Source organism: Hydrogenophaga intermedia, from assembly GCF_023715105.1.
In the GTDB taxonomy this organism is placed as follows: Bacteria; Pseudomonadota; Gammaproteobacteria; order Burkholderiales; family Burkholderiaceae_C; genus Hydrogenophaga; species Hydrogenophaga intermedia_A.
On the sequence record NZ_JAMBNO010000017.1, the window covers coordinates 62,415 to 85,046 of the forward strand.

Sequence of the window (22,632 nt, forward strand, 5' to 3'; positions counted from 1 at the left end):
AAGTCATTCTGCACCAGGCACCTTAGCGCCAAAGCACGGATTCGGGCAGGATTTGCCGACCAGATCAGGGCTTCTTCATGAGTGCGGCCCAGCCGTCCGACCCGAGGTCGCGCAGCGTCTGCACGTTGCGCGCCACGATGGCCTCGGCATCGCCGCCCTCGCTGGCCACCGCTCGCGCCACGCTGTCCTCGCGCAACAGGTGCAGGGTGGGAAACGGCGAGCGGTTGGTGGCGTTGGTGATGTCGTCGGGCTCGGTGCCGTCGAACTGCCACTGCGGGTGAAAAGCGGCCACCTGGATCACGCCGTCGAGCTCGTGCTCGGCCACCACATCGTCGGCAACATCGAGAAAGTCGTTGAACGCCAGGAAGTCGGGAAACAGCGTGGGGTGCACGATCAGCGTGGTGTCGATCTGCTCGGCCGGTGTGGCGGCCAGCAGATCGAGTTCGCGGTCGAGATCGTCGAGAAAGGCGTCGATGTGGCGCGCGGTGCTCACCACGATGCGTACCTGGTTCTTCACCCAGACGGCACGCGCGAACGGACACAGGTTCAAGCCGATCACGGCCCGCTCGATCCAGTGCCGTGTGGCGGCGAGAACCTGTTCGTCGGTCATGCGAGGGATTTGAAGCGCGGGCGCTTGGGCGCGGCGCCCTCTTCACCCAGGCGCTGCTTCTTGTCGGCCTCGTATTCCTGGTAGTTGCCGTTGAAGAAGTACCACTGGCTGTCGCCCTCGGCGGCCAGGATGTGGGTGCAGATGCGGTCGAGGAACCAGCGGTCGTGGCTGACCACCAGCGCCGAGCCCGCGAACTCCAGCAGCGCTTCTTCGAGCGCGCGCAGGGTTTCCACGTCGAGGTCGTTGGAGGGCTCGTCCAGCAGCAGCACGTTGCCGCCCTCGGCGAGCATCTTGGCCAGGTGCAGGCGGCCACGCTCTCCGCCCGAGAGGTTCTTCACCAGCTTTTGCTGGTCACCGCCCGAGAAGTTGAAGCGGCCGCAGTAGGCGCGGCTGGGCATCTGGAACTTGCCCACCGTGATCATGTCCAGGCCACCCGAGATGTCCTCCCACACGGTCTTGTCACCGGCGAGGCCGTCGCGGCTCTGGTCAACCGCAGCGATCTTGACCGTCTGGCCGATCTTCACCTCGCCGCTGTCGGGCTGCTCCCTGCCGGTGATGAGCTTGAACAGCGTGGACTTGCCGGCACCGTTGGGGCCGATGATGCCCACAATGGCCCCTGCTGGGACCGAAAAGCTCAGGTTGTCGATCAGCAGGCGATCACCGTAGCTCTTGCTCACGCCCTTGAACTCGATGACCTCGTTGCCCAGGCGGTCGGCCACGGGAATGAAGATCTCGTTGGTCTCGTTGCGCTTCTGGTATTCGACGTCGCTCAGCTCCTCGAAGCGGGCCAGACGCGCCTTGCTCTTGGCCTGGCGGCCCTTGGCGTTGGAGCGCACCCACTTGAGTTCTTCCTTCATGGCCTTGCGGCGCGCGTCTTCGGTGCGCTGCTCCTGGGCCAGCCGGTCTTCCTTCTGCTCCAGCCAGCTCGAGTAGTTGCCCTTGTACGGAATGCCATGGCCGCGGTCGAGTTCGAGAATCCACTCGGCGGCGTTGTCGAGGAAGTAGCGGTCGTGGGTGATGGCCACCACGGTGCCCGGGAAGCGCTGCAGGAAGTGCTCCAGCCATTCCACCGACTCGGCGTCCAGGTGGTTGGTGGGTTCGTCGAGCAGCAGCATGTCGGGCTTGGACAACAGCATGCAGCACAGCGCCACGCGGCGCTTCTCGCCGCCGGAGAGCAGGCCGATCCTGGCGTCCCAGGGCGGCAGGCGCAGCGCGTCGGCGGCGATCTCGAGTTGGTGCTCGGAATCGGTGCCGGCGGTGGCGATGATGGCTTCGAGCTTGGCCTGCTCGGCCGCGAGGGCGTCGAAATCGGCGTCGGGCTCGGCATAGGCGGCGTAGACCTCGTCCAGCCGCTTCTGGGCCGCACGCACCTCGCCCATGCTGTCTTCCACCGCCTCACGCACGGTCTGCTCGTTGTTGAGTTGCGGTTCCTGGGGCAGATAGCCGATGCGGATGCCCGGCATGGGGATCGCCTCGCCCTCGATCTCCTTGTCGATGCCGGCCATGATCTTGAGCAGCGTGGACTTGCCGGAGCCGTTCAGGCCCAGCACGCCGATCTTGGCGCCGGGGAAGAAGGACAGCGAGATGTCCTTGAGGATCTGGCGTTTGGGCGGCACGATCTTGCCGACCCGGTTCATCGAGAAAACGTATTGGGCCATGGTGTTCTGTGGGAAATTTGCAGCGCCGGGCGGGGCGCGAAACCATGGATTATCGACCCATGCGACAATATGCACTGCTCGGGCCCATCAGTTGGCCTGGCACCAGCTCTCTGCTGGGGCGCGCGGTCCAAGCGGCCGCCGCCAACTCCCCCGGAAATCCATCGGCCCCCGACTGAGCGGGCACGCGCCACACGGCGCACCCGAACGGCCGATGCCCCCAGCGCCCAGGAAGGGTGCCGCTTCACACAATGAATTTCGCAGAACTGAACCTGGCCCCGGCCATCGTGCAAGCCGTGCACGAGCACGGCTATGACACCCCCACCCCGATCCAGATCGAGGCCATCCCCGCCGTTCTGGCCGGCCGCGACCTGCTCGCCGGCGCCCAGACCGGCACCGGCAAGACCGCCGCCTTCACGCTGCCCATGCTGCAGCGCCTCTCGCAGGGCGAGCGCCCCCGCAACCGCTTCGGCGGCATCGGCATCCGCGCCCTGGTGCTCACCCCCACGCGCGAACTCGCCGCCCAGGTCGAGGAATCGGTACGGGTCTACGGCAAGCACGTGGACTTGAAATCCACCGTCGTCTTCGGCGGTGTCGGCATGAACCCGCAGATCGACGCCATGAAGCGCGGCGTCGACATCCTGGTGGCCACGCCGGGCCGCCTGCTCGACCTGCAGCAGCAAGGCTTCCTGGATCTGGCCGCGGTGCAGGTGCTGGTGCTCGACGAAGCCGATCGCATGCTCGACATGGGCTTCATCCACGACGTGAAGAAGGTGCTGGCGCTGCTGCCAAAGAGTAAGCAAAGCCTGCTGTTCTCGGCCACCTTCAGCGACGAGATCCGCGAGCTGGCCAACGGTCTGCTGAAGGATCCGCAGCACATCCAGGTGACGCCGCCCAACACCACGGTGCAGCGCATCACGCAGCTCATCCACCCGGTCGGCCGCGGCAAGAAAAAAGCGCTGCTGGTCCACATCATCCAGTTGCACAACTGGAGCCAGGTGCTGGTGTTCACGCGCACCAAGTTCGGCGCCAACAACGTGGCCGACTACCTCAACAAGCAGGGCATCAGCGCGATGGCGCTGCACGGCAACAAGAGCCAGGGCGCACGCACGCAGGCGCTGGCCGGCTTCAAGAGCGGCGAGATCCGCGCCCTGGTGGCCACCGACATCGCTGCGCGCGGCATCGACATCGACGAGTTGCCACACGTCGTGAACTACGACATCCCCAACATCTGCGAGGACTACGTGCACCGTATCGGCCGCACCGGTCGCGCGGGCCGTGAAGGCCACGCGATCAACCTCGTGAGCCTCGACGAAGAAGGCTTCATGATGGAGATCGAGCGCTTCACCAAGCAGCAGATCCCGGTCGAGATGTTCCCCGAGTACATGCCCGAGCCCGGCGAGAAAGCGGAGCCGATCGCCATGGGCCGCCAGACCCTGTGGGGTGGCGCCGGCAAGCCCCCCAGCCGCGACGTGATGGCTGCGGCCGCCAAAGCCGCGCGCCAGGAGATGGTGCAGCGCATTCGCGAGAAGAAGGGCAATGAAGGCCAGGGCCGCGGCGAAGGCCAGGGCCAGGGCCAGCCGCGTGGTCAGGGGCAGAAGGCGCGCGGGCCGCGCCCGAACGGCGGTGGCGGCGGTCAGCCGCAAGGCCGCGGTCACGGCCAGGGCAACGGGCCAGGCAACGGTCCGGGTGCGGGCCAGCAGCGCCAGCGCCCGCCGCGCGGCGATCGCCCGCCGCGCTTTGACGGGGACGAGGGCAACGAGCGCCAGCCCGGGCCGAACGCGCACCTGGGCAGCCTGCGCATCCGCGACCCCAAGCCGCGCCAGGCCAGCCCCGATGGCCAGCCCGATCCGCTGCGCACGGGCATCGACGCCATGCGCACCGGCAACCGCCGCAACAAGAAGCGCGGCGGCAAGGGTGGCGGCCAGGGTGGTGGCGGCGGCGGCGTCGATCCGCTGCGCACCAACTACGGCCGCATCGGCAACCGTTGAGCGGGCGCGCCGTGCGGCGCGCTCAGACCTTCACGAAGGCCGTCACCAGCGGTTCTTCGCCCAGCTGTCGGCTCCAGTGGCCGTGCACCGAGGGGTCGAACACAGCGCCTTCGGGCAGGGTATCGGCCGAGTAGAAGTGCTCCCCAGGGCCGAAAATGCGGCTGGTGCCGTCCTGCAGGCCGATTTCCATGCGGCCCCGCAGCACGAACAGCCATTGCGGCGCGCCGGTGCAATGAAACTCGCTGCGAAAACCCACCGGGCTTTCGCGCAACTGCAGGCCGCTGGCCGCCAGCACGGCCGACAGTCGCGCGGCAGGCGTGCCCTGATCGAGCGGCAGCGCTTCCTCACGAAAGCGCGCGCGCCCATCGGTATCGGTGTAGAGAATGACTCGGGTGAACGTGTTCATGCCGCCGACACTACATCAAGCGGCACCAGCCAGCCAGGAGTCCGCCAGCGCGAGCACCTCGCGCAGTGCTGCGCGGCCACCGCCATCCTCGGGGCCCTCGTCGATGGCATGACGCAGCAGTTCGGCGCAGCGCAACTGACCGAGGGTGACACTGGCGCTGTGCAGCCGTCGCAGCGACGAGGTGCGCTGACCCTCGCCTTCCAACGCGTCCAGGCCATCGAGCAATGTCGTGATGTCGGCCTGCCAGCGCCGTGTGATCCGGACCAATTGTTCCTGCGAGATCCCCAGGCGCTGGCGTACCTTGGCAGCGGGCTCGCACTGGCGCAGGCGACCATCGCGCATCACGCGCTCGATGGTGGGCTGCACGGCTTGCGGCGTGTATGGCTTGACGATGAAGCCTGACGCCCCTGCCTCGACCGCGCGGGTGACCGATTCGCGGTCCGCGGCCGCCGATATCATCAAAAAAGGAATCCCCGACAGCAACGGGTCCTGCCGCGTGCGCTGCAACAGGCCGATGCCGTCCAGCTGCGGCATGAACATGTCACAGCAGCACAAGCACGGGCGCAGGCCTTGTTGCAGCAGCGCCCACGCTTGCTCGCCGTCTGGCGCCTCCACCACCTCGGTGATGCCCTGCATGCGGCCCAGCAAGGCCGCCAACGGCAGGCGTGATATCTCGTCGTCGTCGACCAGCAGCGCTTTCATGGCCCTCCTCCTGTCGGGCATGTGCCCACGGTTGCATGGTTATCGGCCAACGCGTGCGCGACTCAAGGGTTGAAGGCGGCTGCGGTCGCCCCCTTACAAGGTTTCCCGGCAAGCCAGGCCCGGCGGTTTAAGCTCTCGCCCCATGGACCGATTGCACTCGATGCGCGCCTTCCAGAAGGTGGTGGATGAAGGCGGCTTTGCGGCCGCCGCGCGCGCCATGGACTTGTCGCCCGCTGTCGTCACCCGACTGATCGCCGACCTGGAAGAACACCTGGGCACCCGGCTGCTGCACCGCACGACCCGGCGCGTCACCCTCACCGAGGCTGGCGAGATCTACCTCGACCGTGTGCGCCAGATCCTGCTGGATCTGGAAGAAGCCAGCGCGCTGGTGAGCTCGCAGACACAGGAGCTCGCCGGCGTCTTGCGTCTACTCGCACCGCCCGTGCTGGCGACCCATGTGCTGGCACCGCTGGTGGCAGGCTTTCGACAGGCCTACCCGAAGATCCGGCTCGACATCGATGTCGAGAGCCACCGCGAGCCGCCGGTGGAGGACTACGACATCACGCTCATTGGCGCGGACGCGAGCTTCGATGCCAACGTCATCGCGCGCAAGGTGGTCAGCACCGAAGGTATCCTGCTGGCCTCGCCCGAGTACATCGCGCGCCGCGGTCAGCCCGCGCGTCCCGAGGATCTCGCACAACACGATGTGCTGCGCTTGAAACCGGCCTCGGGCCGAACGAGCAAATGGCGGTTGCTCAACGCCAACGAAAAAGACCGCGCCCTCGAGGTCGAGGTCGAGCCGGTGCTGTGGGCCAACCACAACGACACCCTGATGCATGCCGCACTGGATGGCGCCGGCATCACCGCCACCTCGGTGGAACTGGCCGCGCCGCTCCTGGCCGACGGCGACCTGGTGCGCGTGCTCAGCCCCTGGATCACCAACCGCCTGACCATGTACGCCGCCCTGCCCAGCCGCAAATTCGTGCCGCGGCGCACGCAGGTCTTTCTCGACCACCTCACGCAACAGACGCGCGCGCGCGTCGACCAGGCCCTGGCGTCCTGCATGGCCTGCGATTGATGGAGACACCCATGCCCGATTCGAGCAACGTCCACTTCGGCCACCAGGGCCGCGTCGTCATCGTCACCGGCGGTGCACAAGGCATTGGCGAGGCCTGCGTGCGGCGCTTCGCGCGCGAAGGCGCACAGGTGGTGATCGCCGACCTGGCGCGCGAGGCTGGCGAGGCCGTGGCACGCGAGACCGGCGCTCGCTTCATCGGCTGCGACGTGGGCGACAAGACCCAGGTCGACGCCCTGGTGGCGCAGACCGTGGCCGCGCACGGTCGTATCGACGTGCTGGTGAACAACGCCGGCATCTTCAAGGCGGCCGATTTCCTGGACATCACCGAAGCCGATTTCGATGCCGTGCTGCGCGTCAACCTCAAAGGCGCCTTCCTCATGGCGCAGGCCGCAGCGCGCGCCATGGTGCAGGGCGGCACGCGTGGCGCCATCGTGCACATGAGCTCGGTCAACGGCGTCATGGCCATCCCCACCATCGCCAGCTACAACGTCAGCAAGGGCGGCATCAACCAGCTCACCCGCGTGATGGCGCTGGCGCTGGCCGACCACGGCATCCGCGTCAACGCGGTGGCGCCGGGCACGATTGCCACCGAACTGGCTGCCCAGGCGGTGCTCACCAGCGACGACGCGCGCCGCAAGATCCTGGGCCGCACGCCCATGAAGCGCCTGGGCGAACCCGGAGAAATCGCCGATGTGGTGGCTTGGCTGGCCAGCGATGCGGCCAGCTATGTGACAGGCGAGATTGTCACGGTGGATGGCGGGCGCATGGCGTTGAACTACACCGTGCCGGTCTGAGAAGGCGGGAACTTCCCCGGCCGGGGTGACGTCCATTGCGACTTGACACTGAATGAGTGCATGCGAACACCCTGCTTGGTCCTCTCGGGCCTGCTGCTGCTGAGCCCTGCGGCGGCCCAAAACAACGACAACACCGCCGGCGCGCCGGTCATCACCGCCAGCGCCACCCTCGAACCCGACCGCGTCGTGCTGGAACTGCTCGGCAGCGCACAGGCGCGCGCCTCGGTCTCGCTGTACCCCGAGGTGGAGGGCGAGGTGGCCGAGGTGCTGTTCCAGGCCGGCCAGCGCGTGCGCGCTGGCCAGATTTTGGTGCGGCTGGACGACACCCAGCAGCGGCTGGCGGTGCAACTGGCCGAGGCGCAGTGGCGCGTGGCGCGGGTGGTGGCGCAACGGTTGCAGGCCACGCGCGGCACCGGCGCCGTGCCCGACACCGAGATCGACCAGGCCGTGGCCGAAGCGCGCACGCGCGAGATCACGCTTGCGCAGGCTCGCGAGGACCTCGCCGATCGCGTGCTGCGCGCACCGTTTGCGGGGGTGGTGGGCATCCCCGCGGTCGAGCGCGGCGATCGCGTCTCGCGCACCACGCTGGTGTCGACGCTGGACGACCGGCGCGAGATTCTGGTGGACATTGATCTGCCCGAGGCCTGGCTGGCGCGCGTGCGCGTCGGCCAGGCGCTGCAGGCCAGCACGCCCGCTTTCGCGGGCCAGACCTTCGAGGGCCAGGTGCGCGACATCGACAGCCGCGTGGACCCGCTGGTGCGCACGGTGCGCGTGCGCGCCGCGCTGGACAACGCGGACGATCGCCTGCGTGCGGGCATGTCGTTCCAGGTGCGCCTGGTCTTCGAGGGCGAACCCCTGGTGAGCGCGCCCGAGCTTGCACTGCAATTCGGCAACGACGGCGGCTACGTGTGGACGGTGCGCGATGGCAAGGCCGAAGCCGTGGCCGCGCAGGTGGTGCGCCGCGAGGACGGCCGCGTGCGCTTGCGAAGCGCGCTGCGCGAGGGCGACACGGTGGTGGTGGAAGGCGTGCAGCGCCTGCGCGACGGCCGTGCGGTGCGCGTGGTCGGCCAGCGCAACGGTGACGCGCGTTGAGCATGGCCGGCATGACCGACGACCGCGCAGACGACCTGCCCGCCCTGGCGATACGCCGCCCTTGGCTGGTGGCGGTGCTCAACCTGCTCATCGTCATTGCCGGCCTGGGTGCCTGGCTGGGCGTGGAGGTGCGCGAGTTGCCCAACATCGACCGCCCGATCGTCGCGGTGCGCGCCGACTACCCCGGCGCCGCGCCCGAGACGCTGGACGCCGAGGTCACGCGCGTGCTCGAAGGCGCGGCCGCACGCGTTCCCGGCGTGTACCTCGTTCGCTCGGCCAGCGAGGAAGGCAACCTGCGCGTCAGCATCGAATTCAACCCCGACGTCGACCTGGTGGACGCCGCCAACGATGTGCGCGACGCGGTGGCGCGCGTGCAGGGCACGCTGCCCGAAGGCATCGAGAACCTCACCGTGGTGAAGGCCGATGCCGACGCCGAGCCGGTGATGCGCCTGGCCGTGTCCAGCACCACCCTGCCAGTGGACGAGCTCTCACGCGTGGTCGAGGACCGCATCGAGCCCGAACTGGTGTCGGTGGCCGGCGTGGCCGACATCGCCCTGTTCGGCGAGCGCCAGCGCGTCATGCGCGTGCGCATCGACCCACTGCGCCTGGCGGCCTACAACCTCGCGGTCGGCGATGTGGCCGATGTACTGGCTGGCGCACGCATCGACGTACCGGCGGGCAGCCTCGAACTGGCCAACCAGGAACTGCTGGTGCGCGCCAATGCCACCGCCGCCACACCGCAGGCGCTGCGCGATCTGCGGCTGACCCCGCGCGTGCGCCTGGGCGAAGTGGCCGACGTGTTCTACAGCCCCGCCGACCCCACGGCCTACGTGCGGCTCAACGGCGAATCGGTCATCAGCCTGGGCGTCGTGCGCCAGGCGCAGTCCAACAGCGTCGCGATCTCCGAAGGTATCCGCGCGGCGATCGAGCGCATCAACCGCGACATGCCCGAACTGCGCCTGAGCGTCGTGTCCGACGATGCGGTGTTCATCCGCGGCGCCATCCGCGAGGTGGTGGGCAGTCTGCTGCTGGCCGGCGTCATCGTGGTGGCCGTGGTGGGCGTGTTCCTCGGCCAGTGGCGAGCCACGCTGGTGCCGGCGGTGGCGATCCCGATCGCCCTGATCGGCACCCTCGCGGCCATCTGGCTGCTTGGCTTCTCGATCAACCTGCTCACCCTGCTGGCCCTGCTGCTGGCCACCGGTCTGGTGGTGGACGATGCCATCGTCGTGCTGGAAAACATCCAGCGACAGCGCAGCCTGCGCCTGCCCCCACGGGCGGCCGCGGTCATCGGCACGCGGGAGGTGTTCTTCGCCATCGTGGCCACCACCGCCACACTGGTGTCGGTGTTCGTGCCGATCTCCTTCCTGCCATCGGCCGCGGGCCGCCTGTTCGCCGAGTTCGGTTTCGTGATGGCGATCTCGGTGGCGATCTCTTCTTTTGTCGCACTTTCGCTTGGCCCGATGATCGCGGCGCGGCTGCCCGAAGACCGTGCGCCGGGCCGCCTCGGGCGCGCGCTGGCCGGCGTGGGCGACCACAGCCTGGTGCTGTACCGCCGCCTCATCGCACATGCACTCGATCGCGCCTGGTGGCTGCTCGCCCTGTGCCTGGGCACCGCCGCCCTGGGCGCCTGGGGCTACACCCAGTTGCGCAGCGAGCTCACGCCCGCGGAAGACCGCGGCGTGCTCGTGGTGCGCCTGGACGGCCCCGACGGCGTGGGTCTGTCCTACGTGGATCGCCAGCTTGAAGACGTGCTTGAGCGCATGCAGCCGCTCAAGGACGAAGGCCTGGTAGAGAACATCTTCACCATCACCGGCCGCTTCGATCCCAACCGGGCAGAGATCGTGGCGCCGCTGATGGACTGGGGGCTGCGTGACAAGAGCCAGGCGCAGATCGCCGCGCGTCTGCGCACCGCGCTCGATGATTTCGCGGGCGTGCGCGTGCGCATCCTCAGCGGCAACAGCCTGGGCGTTGGCGGCGGCGATGGCAGCGTGCAGTTCGCCATCACCGGCGACGAATACGGCCGCATTGCCGATGCCGCCCGCGCCTTTGCGGCGCGCATCGAGGACGGGGTACCCCAGTTGCGCGACGTGGTGGTGAACTACAACGCCTCGCAGCCGCAGCTCACCTTGCGCATCGACCGCGAGCGAGCCGCTGCGCTTGGCGTACCGCTGCAGGGTCTGGAGACCACCCTGCGTGCGCTGGTGGACGGCACCGAGCTCGTCGAGATCAGCATCGACGACCGCAACGTGCCGGAGTTCCTGCAGTCCAGCGCACGCGGTGCGACCGACCCCGGGCAGCTGCTCTCGTACACCGTGCGCGCGCAGACGCCCGAGGGCGAGCGGCTGGTGCCGCTGGGACAATTCGTGCGCTTCGAGGAATCGTCGATCGCGGGTGAGCTCAACCGCCTCGGCCAGCGCCGCGCGGTGGAGCTCAGCGCGCTGGCGGCCGACGGGGTTTCGCTGCAGCAGGCGGTGGACTCACTGCGCAGCCTCGCCGCCACCGAGTTGCCGCCCGGCATGGGCCTGCTGCTGCGCGGCGACGCCGCCACACTGGAGCAGACCGGCCGCGACGTTGGCGTGACCTTCGCCATCGCGCTGCTGGTGGTCTTTCTGGTGCTGGTGGCGCAGTTCGAAAGCCTGGCCAGTGCCACGGTCGTGCTGCTCAGCGTGCCCTTTGGCCTGGCAGCCGCCGTCTTCGCCATGCTGGCCAGCGGCACCTCACTGAACATCTACAGCCAGATCGGCCTGCTGCTGCTGGTGGGCGTGATGGCCAAGAACAGCATCCTGATGGTGGAGTTCGCCGACCAGTTGCGCGATGCCGGGCGCAGCGTGCGCGAGGCTGCCCAGGAGGCCGCCATCACGCGGTTGCGGCCCATCATGATGACCATGGCCTCCACCGTGCTCGGCGCGCTGCCGCTGGTGCTGGGCAGCGGCGCGGGTGCCGAGTCGCGCGCCGCCATCGGCTGGGTCATCTTCGGCGGCCTGTCCATCGCGGCCCTGTTCACGCTGTTTCTCACGCCGGTGCTCTACCTCGGCATTGCGCGCTTTGCCAAGCCGCGCGCCAACCAAGGCGAACGGCTGCGCGCCGAGATGGCGCAGACCGCTGCGCAGGCCACCGACGAAGCGAACTGAGCGCGGGTCGGCCCCGCAAGGCCTCAAGCCGGCTGCACACGCGGCGCGGGCCGTGCCTCGCGAATCGGCAGGTGCACCAGCGCGGCGCCCACGGCGAGCACGATGTCGATGTACCAGACCCAGTCGTAGTTGCCCGTGGCCTCGAACACGCGCCCGCCCAGCCAGGCGCCGAGAAAGCCGCCGATCTGGTGCGCAAACATCACCGCGCCGAACAGCATGGCCAGGTTGCCCACGCCGAAGAATTTGGCCACCAGGCCCACCGTGGGCGGCACGGTGGACAGGAAGGTGAGCCCCATCACCGCGGCGAACACCAGCATCACCGCCTCCGTCTTGGGGGCCAGCAGGAACACCAGTACCGCCAGGGCACGCGTGGCGTACACCAGCGCCAGCAGCGACTTCATGCGCCAGCGGCCGACGGCCCAACCCATGGCCAGGCTGCCGACGATGTTGAACAGGCCGATGATGCCCAGCGCCCACGCGCCCACCGGTGCCGGCAGACCGCAGGCAGCCACCACGCCCGGCAGGTGGGTGGCCAGGAAAGCGACGTGGAAACCGCAGACGAAAAAGCCGGCCGACAGCATGAGATAGCCCGGGTGGCGCAGCGCCTTGCCCAGCGCCTCGCGGGCAGGCAGCGCGACGGGCGCTGCAGCCCCGGCAGGCGACAGCGGCCCGCCGCGCAGCACGAATGCCGCCGGCAAGGCCAGCAGTACGATGAGCGCCAGCGCCTGCAGTGCACCCACCCAGCCCAGGCTCGCCGTGAGCGTGGCCGCCAGCGGTGCCATCAGGAACTGGCCGAACGAGCCGCCCGCGTTGACCACGCCGGTGGCCAGGCCGCGCCGCTCGGGTGGGATCAACCGGCTGGTGGCCGCCATCAGCACCGACGGCCCCGCCATGCCGGCGCCGCCCGCGGCCAGGATGCCGAGCGCGACGATCAGGCCCCAGGTGCTCGTCATGTAGGGCGTGAGGAAGGTGCCCAGGGCCACCAGACTCACGCCAAGCAGCAGCACACGGCCCGCGCCCACGCGGTCGGCAAAGGCACCCGCAAACGGCTGCGTGAGGCCCCACCAGAGCTGGCCGAAGGCAAACGCCAGGCTGATGCTGGCCACACCCAGGCCGGTGGCCGTGTTGATGGGCGAGAGGAAGAAACCCATGGTCTGGCGCGTGCCCATGGTGAGTGCAAAGGTGCCGGCCGCCGCCAGCAGCACCAGCCACCACAGGCGGGTGCGCGAGTCATTCGTGGCCAAGGTCGGCTCCTTCGTCGTCAAGGATCGTCAGAGATTCGTCGATCAGGGCGTGCAGCGCCACCACGCGCTGTGCACCCAGGCGTGCATTGAGCGCCTCCTGCGCGGCGCGCCAGCGGCGCTGCGCTTCGGTGCGCTTGGCGTGACCGTCGGCCGTGGCCTGGATGAACCAGCTGCGCGCGTCGGGCCCGGGGGCCTGCTCCACCCACCCCGCGTCGATCAGCGGGCGCAGGTTGCGCGACAGCGTGGAAGCACTCATGTGCATCTGCTGCGCCAGCTCCACCGCGCGGATCGGCCCGAGCTTGCAGATGTAGGACAGCAGCGAATACTGCGTGGTCTTCAGGCCAGTCTTGCCGACCTCGGCGTCGTAATGCGCGCCGACCACACGCACCAGCTGGCGCAGCTTGAGGTTGGTGCAGCCCTGCGGCTTGACGGTGGTGCTTGACGCGGCGGTGACAGGCGACATGCTGATCATTGTATCTACAATTCATGCATATGCAACTTTATCGGAGAAACCCATGAGCGACACCCTGGAACAATGGCTGGCGGAGGAGAAGGCCGTGCTGGAGATGATGGGCCGCGGCCCGGGTGCAGGCGTTGCCACGGCCGAACAAGTGACCGGCAGGAGCGGGCTGGAACTGATGCAGGCCATGCTGCGCGGCGAGCTGCCCTACCCGCCCATCGCGGCCACGCTGGACTTCACCCTGCTGAGCGTGGACGACGGCATGGCCACCTTCCAGGGCACCCCACTGCCACGGCACTTCAATCCGATGGGCACGGTGCACGGCGGCTGGTTCGCCACCCTGCTCGACTCGGCGCTGGGCTGCGCCGTGCACACCAAGATGCCGCCCGGCCGCGCCTACACCACCGCCGAGCTCGGCGTGAACCTGGTGAAGGCACTGTCACCCAAGGTGCCGCGCGTGCGCGCCATCGGTCGGGTCATTCACGCCGGGCGCCAACTGGCCACCGCCGAGGCCCGCCTGGTGGGCCCGGACGGCACCCTGTACGCGCATGCCACGACAACCTGCCTGGTTTTCGAAGCAAGGTGACAATCACGCCATGCGAATCCTTCACACCATGCTGCGCGTGGGCAACCTGCAGCGCTCGATCGACTTCTACACCAACGTGCTCGGCATGAAGCTGCTGCGCACCTCCGAGAACCCCGAGTACAAGTACTCGCTTGCTTTCCTCGGCTTCGAGAGCAATCCGGCGCAGGCCGAGATCGAGCTCACCTACAACTGGGGGGTGGAGCAGTACGAGATGGGCACCGCCTACGGCCATATCGCCCTGGGCGTGGCGGACGCCTACGCGGCCTGCGAGAAGATCAAGGCCGCCGGCGGCAACGTGACGCGCGAGGCCGGCCCGGTAAAGGGCGGCACCACGGTGATCGCCTTCGTGACGGACCCGGACGGCTACAAGATCGAATTGATACAACGCGCCGACGATCAGGCGGCGGGCCAGGGGCTGCGCTGATTGCGGCGACAGGCCCGAGAAAAAGGCCACCCGCGGGTGGCCTTTTTCTCGGGCCGCGCGCCACGCTCAGCGGGCGATCACCACCTCGACCCGACGCGCTTCGGCGTTGGCGCCGCTGCCGGTGGTCATCTCGGGCTTCTTCAGCTCCAGGCTGGATTCGGCCACGCCGGCACCGATGAGTGCATCGCGCACCGCGAGGGCACGCTGCCTGGCCAGTTCGGCGTTGAAGGCCGGATCGCCGGTGGCGTCGTGAAAGCCCGAAATCACCAGCCGTGCGCCGTCCTTGGCCGCGGCGATGGCCTCGCCCAGGGCGGCGAGCGCGCCTGGCGCAAGCTCGGCCTTGCCGGAGGCGAAGTAGAACTTCACCACACCGTTCTCGACCACCACGCTGGCATCGGACGACGGCAGGCTGGCCGCGGCCGGTACGGTGGTGCCGGCGGCTGGCGCCGTGGCGGGCTTGACGCCACGTGCCGAGAACACGCCCAGGCCCAACACACTGCCAACGATGAGCGTGATGAGGGCAATCAGCACCACCGCGACGACACGCTGCTCGGGTTCGCTATCCTGTGTGGCCATGCGACGGATTCCTCAAATGTGGTGTGACAGACAAGCCTGCGATTGTAGGCAGGCCACGTGACACCATGAAACGCCCCACCACCTGGAACCCCGCCGAGCGCGACGGCGCGGCGATGATGGCCGAGACCCTGGCCGAGTGGCGTGCCCAGGGCACGCGCCCGGATCTCTGGGTGTTCGCCTACGCCTCGCTGGTCTGGCGACCGGAGTTCGAGGCCGCGGAAAGCCGCCCGGCGCGCGTGCATGGCTACCACCGCTGCCTGCAGATGTGGAGCCGCGTGAACCGCGGTACACCCGAATGCCCCGGCCTGGTGTTCGCCCTCATGGCCGGCGGCAGTTGCGATGGTCTGGCCCTGCGCGTGCCGCACGCGCAGGTGGAGGCACTGATGCCGCGCTTGTGGGCGCGCGAGATGCCCAACCCGGTGTATGACCCGAAATGGCTGCGCGTGGTCACGCCCCGGGGCGAGGTGCGCGCACTGGCCTTCACGCTCTCGCGCCGCAGCCCGAGCTACACCGGTCACCTGCCGCCCGAGCGCTACCGCGACATCTTCAGCCGATCCTGCGGGCGCTACGGCACCACACTCGACTACGCGCGCCAGACCTTCGAAGGCTTGAAGGCCCATGGCATCCACGACCACGCGCTGGAGAGACTGCTCCATCTGGCGCCTTGACGCACCATCACCATGAACATCGCCGACCTGCGCAAGAGTTACGAAAAAGCCGAACTGAGCGAAGACGCGTCGCATGCCGACCCGTTGCGCCAGTTCGAACAATGGCTCAACGAAGCCATCGCTGCGGAAGTGCCCGAACCCAACGCCATGACGCTGGCCACCGTCGGTTCGGACCTGCGCCCGAGCACACGCGTGGTGCTCATCAAGGGCTATGACGCGCGCGGCATCGTCTGGTACACGAATTACCACAGCCGCAAGGGCCGCGAACTCGCGGGCAACCCTTTCGCGGCGCTGCAGTTCCACTGGGTCGAGCTCGAGCGCGTGGTGCGCATCGAGGGCCGGGTGGAGAAGGTAAGCGACGAGGAAAGCGACGCCTACTTCCACAGCCGCCCGCTGGACAGCCGCATCGGCGCCTGGGCCAGCCCGCAGAGCGAGGTGATCGACGGCCGCACCGTGCTGGTGACGAACGCCGCGAAATACGGCGCCCAGTTCCTGCTCAACCCGCCGCGCCCGCCGCACTGGGGCGGCTATCGGCTGGTACCCAGCGCATGGGAGTTCTGGCAAGGGCGCAAGAGCCGCCTGCACGACCGGCTGCGCTACCGGCAGGACGGCGGCGCCTGGGTGCGCGAGCGGCTTGCGCCCTGAGCCGACGAGCGCTGCGCAGACGCCTCAATACAGGTAAGCCGCCCCCGCGAACGACGCCGAGCGATCGTTCATGTCGGTGCCCGCCGCGCTGGATTCTCCGAGGGCGCCCGCGGCCAGCGTCTGACCGTCGGCAGACAGCGCGACCCCCCATCCGAAATAGAGGTTAGGCTGGTTATTGGGTGCCTTGAGGCGACGTGCCAACTGCCACTGTCCGTCGTCCTGCTCGCGGTACCAGTCCACGGCCCCGCCCACGGGCATCGCTGGTGCGTTCGCCTCCAGCCCTTGACCAGGCCCCGGCTCCTCCACATCCGTGGTCACGAGGCTGCGGCCGTCGCCGCTGATGTCGACCGCGAAGCCGGCCCGCATGGAGGTAGCTCCTGGCGACGGCAGCAGGGCCGCGGTTTGTGTCCAGCCACCGGGCAAGAGATCAAACACGTATGCGCCACCGCGAAAGGCCACGTCCCACTCCCGGGGCGAAGCGCCCACCACGAGACGCCCACCATCGGCGCTGAGCGCTGTGGCCCAGCCAAAGGACATACGCGGGGCGGCCACGGTGGGACGCAAGCGCGCGGCCAGGCTCCACTGATCGTTCGCCCCGCGCCCGAAGATCTCGACCGCACCGACCTGCACCGCGCCAGACGGAAGTGCCGGGTCCACCTCCTGGCCTGGATAGCTGTGGGTGGCCACGCCCACGGCCAGCGTGAGTCCTTCGCGGTCAAGCGACAGACGCCGGCCGGCGAACCGGTCATCGGCGTTGTTGCCTGCAGGCAGCGACGCGGCAAATTCCCAACCCGCGACCGTGCGGCGAAACATGGTGGCGGACATCGTGGTCACACCACGGGCATTCACCGCAGCCCACGCACCGTTGCCCGACAGGGCCACGTGCAGGCCAAATTGCGCGTTGGCGCGCGATACCGGTGGTTTGAGGTAGGCCGCCTGACGCCACTGCCCTGCTTCATCGCGCTCGAAAACGAAGGCGGCGCCTGCATCGCCCAGGCCGCCCGCACCGGGGTCGCTGCCGGGGCTGTCGTCGTTGGGCGCACCCACCAGAAGCACCCGTCCATCGTCGGACAGATCGAGGTCCGAGCCGAACGTATCGCCCCAGTCGGGATGCGAATGCTTGAGGCGCGCCTCCTGCCGCCAGCCTGAGGCCCCGCGTTGAAAGACGTAGACCGCGCCCGTGTTCCAGTTGGACGCGCCGCGATCCTCGATGCCGTTGACACCGCCCACGAGACCATCTTCTTCCAGCGCCGCGATGGCCACGCGCTCGCCATTGGCAGACAGCGCAATGGCCCATCCGGACAAATCCCCCGCTGCCGCGTTCGAGGCCTTGAGGTAGCCGATGGCCGGATTGAGATCGTCCACGCCCACCCATGCTGAATCGCTGCAACCGGCAACATTGCATGCGCGCAGCCGGTAGCGTGCGCCCAGCGCTTCGGGCAGAAACACGCTGAGCGCGTGGGACTGCGCGTTGGGCGCCAACGGTTGCAGTTCGCGCGGCAACTGCGCCCCGGACTCTCCATCGGGGTCTACCCACAGCGCGAGGCTGTTGGCACCCACCACGCTCGGCCAATCAAAGCGCAGGTTCTTGGTGCTTTCTACCCGCACCTGCAAGGCAGTGGGTGCAGGGGGCGCCGCCTGTGCGTCAACCGTCGCGGTATTTCCCCCTGGCGAGGAAGACGTGCCTGGCGATCCACCACAGGCACTCAGCACCAGCAGCGTCACAGCAAGAAAGATCCGGGGCATGGCAGTCGGGACTATGGGCTTCATCTCGCGGTATCAATACAAGGTCACTGCACCCGTATAGCGCGCGGATTCATCGGTCATGTCACCGCCGATGCCGGTGCTGCGGCTGTGGTCCGACGCGCAGATCGCAAGACTTTTCCCGCTGGCGGACAGCGCCAGCGACCAGCCGAAATAGATCTCGGAACTGTTGTTGGGTGCCTTTATGGTGGTGGGGGCCGACCAGGCGCCACCAAGGCCTCGGCGGTACAAGTACACGGTGCCCGAGTTGAAGGTCTGGCCATCGAACGACGGGACGCTTCCCAGCCCGAGGCCACCACTGCTTTCAAAGGGATCTGCGATTGCCAGGGTCATGCCATCGGCCGACAAGGCCAGTTTGTCGCCGAAAAAGACGTTAGCCTGGGGTTGAGGTGGTGTCAGGTAGACAGCCTCGCTGATCCAGACGTTGCCCTGCTGCCGAAATACGTGGGCACGCCCGCCCCCAGACAAGCTGCCGCCGTTCCCCGGCTCACCGATCACGATCGTCTCAGCACGGTTCGACAGGGCAACGGCATAACCGAAATCGCCGTTCACGCGCGTCTCAGGCGCCTTGAGGTAGGCCACTTCATTCCACTCATCCAACACGTCGTTGCCCGCCTTGCGCCGGAACACATAGACAGCACCCGACTCGCTCGAGCCGTTGTCGGCGCCCGCCGTATCGGTCGACCCGTCCTCGCCCGAGGCCCCTACCACCAGGGTTTCGCCTTCAGGGTCCAGCTGCACCACTTCGCCAAAGGTATCGCCGCCTTCGGTGTTGCTGCCTTGAACCACTTGATGGAACTCCCAGCCATCGGGCAGACGGCGGTACAAGGACACGCGCCCACCATCGGCACCATCGGGGTGCCCTACCGCGGCCAAGGTTCCGTCGTAAGAGAGGCTGACCGATTTGCCGAATTGCGCCTGCGCAGCGGGGGCTTCGGCCTTGATATATGTCACTTGCGCCCATTGAGCGTTGACATCGCGTTCGAACACATGGACCGCGCCGCTGTTGGTCAGTGGCGGGCTGGCTTGCGGATCGGCTGCGAGGCCCGAACCGTCACTGCTGTCACCAGGCGCTCCCACCAGCAGCACGTTGCCCTTGCCGGACAAGGCCACACGATAGCCAAACCGCGCTCCCGGCTGCGCATGCGCCGGCTTGATGTAGGCCTCCTGCACCCAACCGGTCTCGCCGCGGCGAAATACATAGACCGCCCCGACGTTGGCGTCGCCCGCGCTCCGGTCCGGGGTCGAATCGATCCCTTCGTTCAGGCCATCCTCCAAGTGGGCTCCAACCGCCAGCATCTGACCATCGGCTGACAGCGCCAAGCCCTCGCCAAACTCGTCTCCCGCCGCGGTGTTGGAGGCCTTGAAATAGCCGATGCCCCGGTTGATCTGCTCGATGCCCACGGGCGCGGAGCTGACGCAATCGGCGCCTTGGCAAACCTGCAGTCGGTAGCGCGCATTCACCCGCTCGGGCAGAAACACCTCCTGCTGTACGTGGCTCGACTGCCCGGCCAGCAGTTCCCGCAGCAGCGATTCACCTTGTGGTCCTTCCGGGCCATCGATGTCCTCCAGCAGTCGGTAATGAGTCGCCTCGGGAACGGCGTCCCACTGAAAGGCCAGGGTCTTGATCGCCTGGGCCGACACGCTCAGACGCACCATGCCGCTGGAGATGGCCTCGCTGCCGTTGCCGCCTCCACCGCCGCCGCCACAAGCGGCCATGGCGAGGACACTCATCGCCATGAACGGGCGGATCAAGTGGCCGAGGAAATTCATGAGCGGGCTCACAAGGGGTGCGTTGGGAAAGGCCGGCAATCTAGGGCCACCATCGCGCGACCCTGCAGCCGGAACGACCCGCGACCGGCCAGCCGGGTTCGGCGGACATGAATACTTCGATTGCAGTAGCCGCCACGGCCCGATGCGGCTCGCGCGCCGAGAAGGCGAAAACCACCGGGCAAAGGGCATCAACGGGCCGGGAAAGCCCGGGCGAGCAGCAGCGCTCAGGCAGGCCGGATCAGGCGTTCAATGCGCTGGTCGGCGACCGAAGCCAGGACATCGGCGGGCACCCGCTGCGGAGCGATTTCGGCCAGGGGCACCAACACGAACGCGCGTTCGCGCCAGCGCGGGTGGGGCACGGTGAGTGTGGGCGAATCGATGCGCGCGTCACCGTAAAACAGCAGGTCGAGGTCGAGCGTGCGCGGCGCGTTGCGGTACGGGCGCTCGCGACCAGCCGCTCGCTCGATCAACTGCAGCGCCTGCAGCAGGGCCGGCGCATTCAGCGTGGTTGCCACCTCGGCCACCGCGTTGATGAAGTCGGGGCCCTGTGCGTCGTGAGGCGCGCTGCGGTAAAGGGAGGAAGCGCGCAGCAGGCGCAAGCCGTCCATTCGCGCGAGTGCGTCGAGCGCCGCGCGCACAGCACTCACGGCGTCGCCCAGGTTGGCCCCGAGGGCCACGTACGCGCAGACCTCAGGGCGCGGCATCGCCGCCACCGGGCGGGCCGTTATCGCTGCCATCCGCGGCGCGAGGAGCCCCATTGGGCTTGCGGCGCCGACGGCGGCGCTTCTTTGCAGGCACAGCCATACCATCGGTGCCCGCCTCGGTGGTGTCGGCAGTATCTGCTTCACCGCTCTCGACATCACCATCGTCCTCGTCATCCCCGGCCTTGCGCCAGCGCGGATCGTCTTCACCCGCTGGCGTCGCACCGGCCGGGTGGTCCGGGTCGCCGCGCTTGACGCGCCGCGCCTTGGGTGTGCCGCGGCCGCTGCTGCGCTGCGCGTCGACCATGTCCTGGCGGCGCTCGTCGCTCGCGGTGCTGAAGGTCTCCCACCAGTGGGCCAGTTCTTCCTCCACCTCGCCGACCTGTGCGCGCAGGCGCAGGAAGTCGAAGCCGGCGCGAAAACGCGGCTGCTCCACCAGCGTGAACACGCCCGTGCCGGTGCGCTTGTCAAAGCGCGGCTGCATGAGCCAGATCTCGCGCATGTCGGCACCCAGCTTGCCGCGGCCGGACACATCACCGATACGCGCGTCGAAGGCCTCGTCGATCGCGTCCTGCAGCGCCGCGAAGGCCGGCACCGGCTTGTGGCCAGGGCGCGATTCGAGGCGGCGCTCCCAACCGCGGCGCACGTCGGCCCAGAGCACGCAGGCGAGCAGGAAGCTCGGCGCCACGGGCTTGCCCTCGCCCACGCGGCGGTCGGTGTCCTGCAATGCAAGCTGCACAAACGGGTCGTCAGCGCGCTGCACCACCACGTCGAGCAGCGGGTAGATGCCGCGGTCCAGGCCCAGGGCCTTGAGTTGCGCCACGCTGGCCAGCGCATGGCCGGTCTGCAGCAGCTTGAGCATCTCGTCGAACAGGCGGCTTTGCGGCACCTCTTGCAGCAGCGGCAGGCAGGCGATCAACGGATCGCGCGTTTTCGCCTCAAGCTTGAAGCCCAGGTGCGCCAGCTTGGCCGCAAAGCGCGTGGCGCGGATGATGCGCACCGGGTCTTCGCGGTAGCGCGTCGCGGCATCGCCGATCATGCGCAGCTGCTTCTTCTGTGCGTCGCGGATGCCGTGGTGGAAGTCGACCACGGTCTGCGATTCGGGGTCGTAGTACATGGCGTTGACCGAAAAGTCGCGGCGCGCCGCGTCCTGCTCGATCGGGCCCCAGACGTTGTCGCGCAGCACGCGCCCGCTGGCGTCCACCGCGTGCTTCATGCCCGAGAGTTCGCCCTTGCTGGTGCGCTCGTTGCCGGCCACCTGCTCGGCGTCGGCACTGTCGAGGTAGGCGCGGAAGGTGGAGACCTCGATCACCTCGTGCTCGCGGCCGCGGCCGTACACCACGTGAACGATGCGAAAGCGCCGACCGATGATGAAGGCGCGGCGGAACAACCCCTTGACCTGTTCGGGCGTGGCGTTGGTGGCGACGTCGAAATCCTTGGGACGCAGGCCGAGCAGCAGGTCGCGCACCGCACCACCGACGATGTAGGCCTCGAAGCCGGCCTGCTTGAGGGTGTGCACCACGTCGAGCGCGCGCTGGTCCACCAGCTTCGGGTCGATGCCGTGCACGCTGGCCGGCACGTCCTCGCGCTTGCCGAAGCGCGAGGCAGCCCGGGTGCCACGGGACTTGCCCAACAGCTTGTCAAAGAACTTCTTGATCATTCGAAAAGATTGAGGATGCGCCAGCCGCGCTGTTGCGCCAGGGTGGCGAGGCGCTGATCGGGGTTGGTGGCCACCGGTTCGTGCACCCGCTCGAGCAGCGGCAGGTCGTTCATCGAGTCGCTGTAGAAGGTGCTGTGGGCCAGATCGGGCCAGCGCAGACCGCGATCTGCAAGCCATTGTTCCACACGCGCGACCTTGCCTTCGCGAAACGAGGGCACGCCGGCAATGGCACCGGTGTACTCGCCCCGGGCGTCGGTCTCGAGATCGATCGCGATGAGGTGGTCCACGCCGAAGGCCTGGGCGATCGGGCGGGTGACGAAGCCGTTGGTGGCGGTGACGATGATGACGGTGTCGCCGGCCTCCTGGTGGCGGCGCACCAGGGCGCGTGCGCCGTCGGTGATGGCGGGGCGGATCACCTCGGCCATGAAGCGCTCGTGTGCGCGGCGCCCTTCGGCGAGACCACGCTCACGCACCGCGTCGATGGCGAAGCGCACGTAGTCGTGGATGTCGAGCGTGCCGTCCTTGTAGGCGGCGTAATAGCCATCGTTGGCGCGCCGAAAGGCGTCGGCATCGCGCCAGCCCAGGCGCACGGTGAATTCGCCCCAGGCGTGGTCGGAGTCCAGGGGAATGAGCGTATGGTCGAGATCGAAAAGGGCGAGTCGCATCGTGAAG

21 protein-coding genes are annotated in these 22,632 nt (G+C 68.3%); 9 read left to right on the top strand and 12 right to left on the bottom strand.

Annotation, left to right across the window (positions count from 1 at the left end; genetic code table 11):
- Positions 1-64: 64 nt before the first annotated feature.
- Complete coding sequence (locus M3149_RS16510; RefSeq protein ID WP_251710640.1) at positions 65-610, bottom strand: DUF1415 domain-containing protein; 546 nt, start codon at positions 608-610, stop codon at positions 65-67.
- Positions 607-2,268 (bottom strand): energy-dependent translational throttle protein EttA, encoded by a 1,662-nt coding sequence (gene ettA / locus M3149_RS16515; protein ID WP_251710641.1) that lies wholly within the window; start codon positions 2,266-2,268, stop codon positions 607-609. The genes M3149_RS16510 and ettA overlap by 4 nt, the downstream gene beginning before the upstream one ends.
- A 248-nt stretch (positions 2,269-2,516) precedes the next feature.
- On the opposite strand from ettA, the gene M3149_RS16520 reads away from it, so the two are divergent.
- Entirely contained in the window at positions 2,517-4,256 is a 1,740-nt protein-coding gene (locus tag M3149_RS16520) for a DEAD/DEAH box helicase (RefSeq protein WP_251710642.1), read from the top strand.
- Between the two features lie 22 nt (positions 4,257-4,278).
- Here M3149_RS16520 and M3149_RS16525 read toward each other — a convergent pair whose 3' ends face one another.
- The gene (locus M3149_RS16525) at positions 4,279-4,662 is read right to left on the bottom strand and encodes a hypothetical protein (RefSeq protein ID WP_251710643.1); all 384 of its coding nucleotides are present in this window, start codon (positions 4,660-4,662) and stop codon (positions 4,279-4,281) included.
- A 15-nt stretch (positions 4,663-4,677) separates the two neighbouring features.
- On the bottom strand, positions 4,678-5,364 hold the full coding sequence (locus M3149_RS16530; protein WP_251710644.1) for a response regulator: 687 nt from the start codon (positions 5,362-5,364) through the stop codon (positions 4,678-4,680).
- A gap of 142 nt (positions 5,365-5,506) precedes the next feature.
- Between M3149_RS16530 and M3149_RS16535 the strand changes: the two genes are divergently transcribed.
- Genes M3149_RS16535 through M3149_RS16550 form a run of 4 tightly spaced genes read left to right on the top strand, consistent with a single transcriptional unit; the run spans position 5,507 to position 11,459 of the window.
- Positions 5,507-6,442: a LysR family transcriptional regulator gene (locus tag M3149_RS16535; RefSeq protein ID WP_251710645.1), complete on the top strand. Its 936-nt coding sequence runs from the start codon at positions 5,507-5,509 to the stop codon at positions 6,440-6,442.
- Positions 6,443-6,453: 11 nt separating this feature from the next.
- A complete protein-coding gene (locus M3149_RS16540) occupies positions 6,454-7,236 on the top strand; it encodes an SDR family NAD(P)-dependent oxidoreductase (RefSeq protein ID WP_251710646.1) in 783 nt (260 codons plus the stop codon).
- Positions 7,237-7,296: 60 nt separating this feature from the next.
- Positions 7,297-8,328 (top strand): efflux RND transporter periplasmic adaptor subunit, encoded by a 1,032-nt coding sequence (locus M3149_RS16545; protein ID WP_251710647.1) that lies wholly within the window; start codon positions 7,297-7,299, stop codon positions 8,326-8,328.
- 11 nt (positions 8,329-8,339) lie between these two features.
- Positions 8,340-11,459 carry an efflux RND transporter permease subunit gene (locus tag M3149_RS16550; protein ID WP_251710648.1) on the top strand — a complete coding sequence of 1,040 codons (3,120 nt, stop codon included), beginning with the start codon at positions 8,340-8,342 and terminating at the stop codon, positions 11,457-11,459.
- A 23-nt stretch (positions 11,460-11,482) separates the two neighbouring features.
- On the opposite strand, the gene M3149_RS16555 is transcribed toward M3149_RS16550, so the two are convergent.
- Together M3149_RS16555 and M3149_RS16560 are read right to left on the bottom strand one after the other, a co-directional pair.
- Positions 11,483-12,703: an MFS transporter gene (locus M3149_RS16555; RefSeq protein ID WP_251710649.1), complete on the bottom strand. Its 1,221-nt coding sequence runs from the start codon at positions 12,701-12,703 to the stop codon at positions 11,483-11,485.
- Complete coding sequence (locus M3149_RS16560) at positions 12,690-13,166, bottom strand: MarR family winged helix-turn-helix transcriptional regulator (RefSeq protein ID WP_251710650.1); 477 nt, start codon at positions 13,164-13,166, stop codon at positions 12,690-12,692. Before M3149_RS16560 ends, M3149_RS16555 begins: the two co-directional genes overlap by 14 nt.
- A gap of 52 nt (positions 13,167-13,218) precedes the next feature.
- On the opposite strand from M3149_RS16560, the gene M3149_RS16565 reads away from it, so the two are divergent.
- Both M3149_RS16565 and gloA read left to right on the top strand, forming a co-directional pair.
- Positions 13,219-13,749 carry a PaaI family thioesterase gene (locus tag M3149_RS16565; protein WP_251710651.1) on the top strand — a complete coding sequence of 177 codons (531 nt, stop codon included), beginning with the start codon at positions 13,219-13,221 and terminating at the stop codon, positions 13,747-13,749.
- 10 nt (positions 13,750-13,759) lie between these two features.
- On the top strand, positions 13,760-14,173 hold the full coding sequence (gene gloA, locus M3149_RS16570) for a lactoylglutathione lyase (protein ID WP_251710652.1): 414 nt from the start codon (positions 13,760-13,762) through the stop codon (positions 14,171-14,173).
- Positions 14,174-14,239: 66 nt separating this feature from the next.
- On the opposite strand, the gene M3149_RS16575 is transcribed toward gloA, so the two are convergent.
- Entirely contained in the window at positions 14,240-14,749 is a 510-nt protein-coding gene (locus M3149_RS16575; protein ID WP_251710653.1) for an OmpA family protein, read from the bottom strand.
- 65 nt (positions 14,750-14,814) lie between these two features.
- Between M3149_RS16575 and M3149_RS16580 the strand changes: the two genes are divergently transcribed.
- Positions 14,815-15,417 carry a gamma-glutamylcyclotransferase gene (locus tag M3149_RS16580; RefSeq protein WP_251710654.1) on the top strand — a complete coding sequence of 201 codons (603 nt, stop codon included), beginning with the start codon at positions 14,815-14,817 and terminating at the stop codon, positions 15,415-15,417.
- Between the two features lie 12 nt (positions 15,418-15,429).
- Complete coding sequence (gene pdxH, locus M3149_RS16585) at positions 15,430-16,062, top strand: pyridoxamine 5'-phosphate oxidase (protein WP_251710655.1); 633 nt, start codon at positions 15,430-15,432, stop codon at positions 16,060-16,062.
- Positions 16,063-16,086: 24 nt separating this feature from the next.
- Here pdxH and M3149_RS16590 read toward each other — a convergent pair whose 3' ends face one another.
- The 5 genes from M3149_RS16590 to M3149_RS16610 form a co-directional block, all read right to left on the bottom strand.
- Positions 16,087-17,808, bottom strand: a complete 1,722-nt coding sequence (locus M3149_RS16590; protein WP_251710656.1) for a hypothetical protein — start codon at positions 17,806-17,808, stop codon at positions 16,087-16,089.
- A 33-nt stretch (positions 17,809-17,841) separates the two neighbouring features.
- Positions 17,842-19,599, bottom strand: a complete 1,758-nt coding sequence (locus M3149_RS16595; protein ID WP_251710657.1) for an FG-GAP repeat protein — start codon at positions 19,597-19,599, stop codon at positions 17,842-17,844.
- A gap of 224 nt (positions 19,600-19,823) precedes the next feature.
- Complete coding sequence (folK, locus tag M3149_RS16600; protein ID WP_251710658.1) at positions 19,824-20,303, bottom strand: 2-amino-4-hydroxy-6-hydroxymethyldihydropteridine diphosphokinase; 480 nt, start codon at positions 20,301-20,303, stop codon at positions 19,824-19,826.
- Positions 20,290-21,960 carry a polynucleotide adenylyltransferase PcnB gene (gene pcnB / locus M3149_RS16605; RefSeq protein ID WP_251710659.1) on the bottom strand — a complete coding sequence of 557 codons (1,671 nt, stop codon included), beginning with the start codon at positions 21,958-21,960 and terminating at the stop codon, positions 20,290-20,292. The genes folK and pcnB overlap by 14 nt, the downstream gene beginning before the upstream one ends.
- The gene (locus tag M3149_RS16610; RefSeq protein WP_251710660.1) at positions 21,957-22,625 is read right to left on the bottom strand and encodes an HAD family hydrolase; all 669 of its coding nucleotides are present in this window, start codon (positions 22,623-22,625) and stop codon (positions 21,957-21,959) included. Before M3149_RS16610 ends, pcnB begins: the two co-directional genes overlap by 4 nt.
- Positions 22,626-22,632: the final 7 nt, after the last annotated feature.

Bases quoted from the DNA above. Each gene is read 5' to 3' on its own strand.
- M3149_RS16510 (WP_251710640.1), bottom strand. From the start codon at position 610: ATGACCGACGAACAGGTTCTCGCCGCCACACGGCACTGGATCGAGCGG.
- ettA (WP_251710641.1), bottom strand. From the start codon at position 2,268: ATGGCCCAATACGTTTTCTCGATGAACCGGGTCGGCAAGATCGTGCCG.
- M3149_RS16520 (WP_251710642.1), top strand. From the start codon at position 2,517: ATGAATTTCGCAGAACTGAACCTGGCCCCGGCCATCGTGCAAGCCGTG.
- M3149_RS16525 (WP_251710643.1), bottom strand. From the start codon at position 4,662: ATGAACACGTTCACCCGAGTCATTCTCTACACCGATACCGATGGGCGC.
- M3149_RS16530 (WP_251710644.1), bottom strand. From the start codon at position 5,364: ATGAAAGCGCTGCTGGTCGACGACGACGAGATATCACGCCTGCCGTTG.
- M3149_RS16535 (WP_251710645.1), top strand. From the start codon at position 5,507: ATGGACCGATTGCACTCGATGCGCGCCTTCCAGAAGGTGGTGGATGAA.
- M3149_RS16540 (WP_251710646.1), top strand. From the start codon at position 6,454: ATGCCCGATTCGAGCAACGTCCACTTCGGCCACCAGGGCCGCGTCGTC.
- M3149_RS16545 (WP_251710647.1), top strand. From the start codon at position 7,297: ATGCGAACACCCTGCTTGGTCCTCTCGGGCCTGCTGCTGCTGAGCCCT.
- M3149_RS16550 (WP_251710648.1), top strand. From the start codon at position 8,340: ATGACCGACGACCGCGCAGACGACCTGCCCGCCCTGGCGATACGCCGC.
- M3149_RS16560 (WP_251710650.1), bottom strand. From the start codon at position 13,166: ATGTCGCCTGTCACCGCCGCGTCAAGCACCACCGTCAAGCCGCAGGGC.
- M3149_RS16565 (WP_251710651.1), top strand. From the start codon at position 13,219: ATGAGCGACACCCTGGAACAATGGCTGGCGGAGGAGAAGGCCGTGCTG.
- gloA (WP_251710652.1), top strand. From the start codon at position 13,760: ATGCGAATCCTTCACACCATGCTGCGCGTGGGCAACCTGCAGCGCTCG.
- M3149_RS16575 (WP_251710653.1), bottom strand. From the start codon at position 14,749: ATGGCCACACAGGATAGCGAACCCGAGCAGCGTGTCGTCGCGGTGGTG.
- M3149_RS16580 (WP_251710654.1), top strand. From the start codon at position 14,815: ATGAAACGCCCCACCACCTGGAACCCCGCCGAGCGCGACGGCGCGGCG.
- pdxH (WP_251710655.1), top strand. From the start codon at position 15,430: ATGAACATCGCCGACCTGCGCAAGAGTTACGAAAAAGCCGAACTGAGC.
- M3149_RS16590 (WP_251710656.1), bottom strand. From the start codon at position 17,808: ATGCCCCGGATCTTTCTTGCTGTGACGCTGCTGGTGCTGAGTGCCTGT.
- M3149_RS16595 (WP_251710657.1), bottom strand. From the start codon at position 19,599: ATGAATTTCCTCGGCCACTTGATCCGCCCGTTCATGGCGATGAGTGTC.
- folK (WP_251710658.1), bottom strand. From the start codon at position 20,303: ATGCCGCGCCCTGAGGTCTGCGCGTACGTGGCCCTCGGGGCCAACCTG.
- pcnB (WP_251710659.1), bottom strand. From the start codon at position 21,960: ATGATCAAGAAGTTCTTTGACAAGCTGTTGGGCAAGTCCCGTGGCACC.
- M3149_RS16610 (WP_251710660.1), bottom strand. From the start codon at position 22,625: ATGCGACTCGCCCTTTTCGATCTCGACCATACGCTCATTCCCCTGGAC.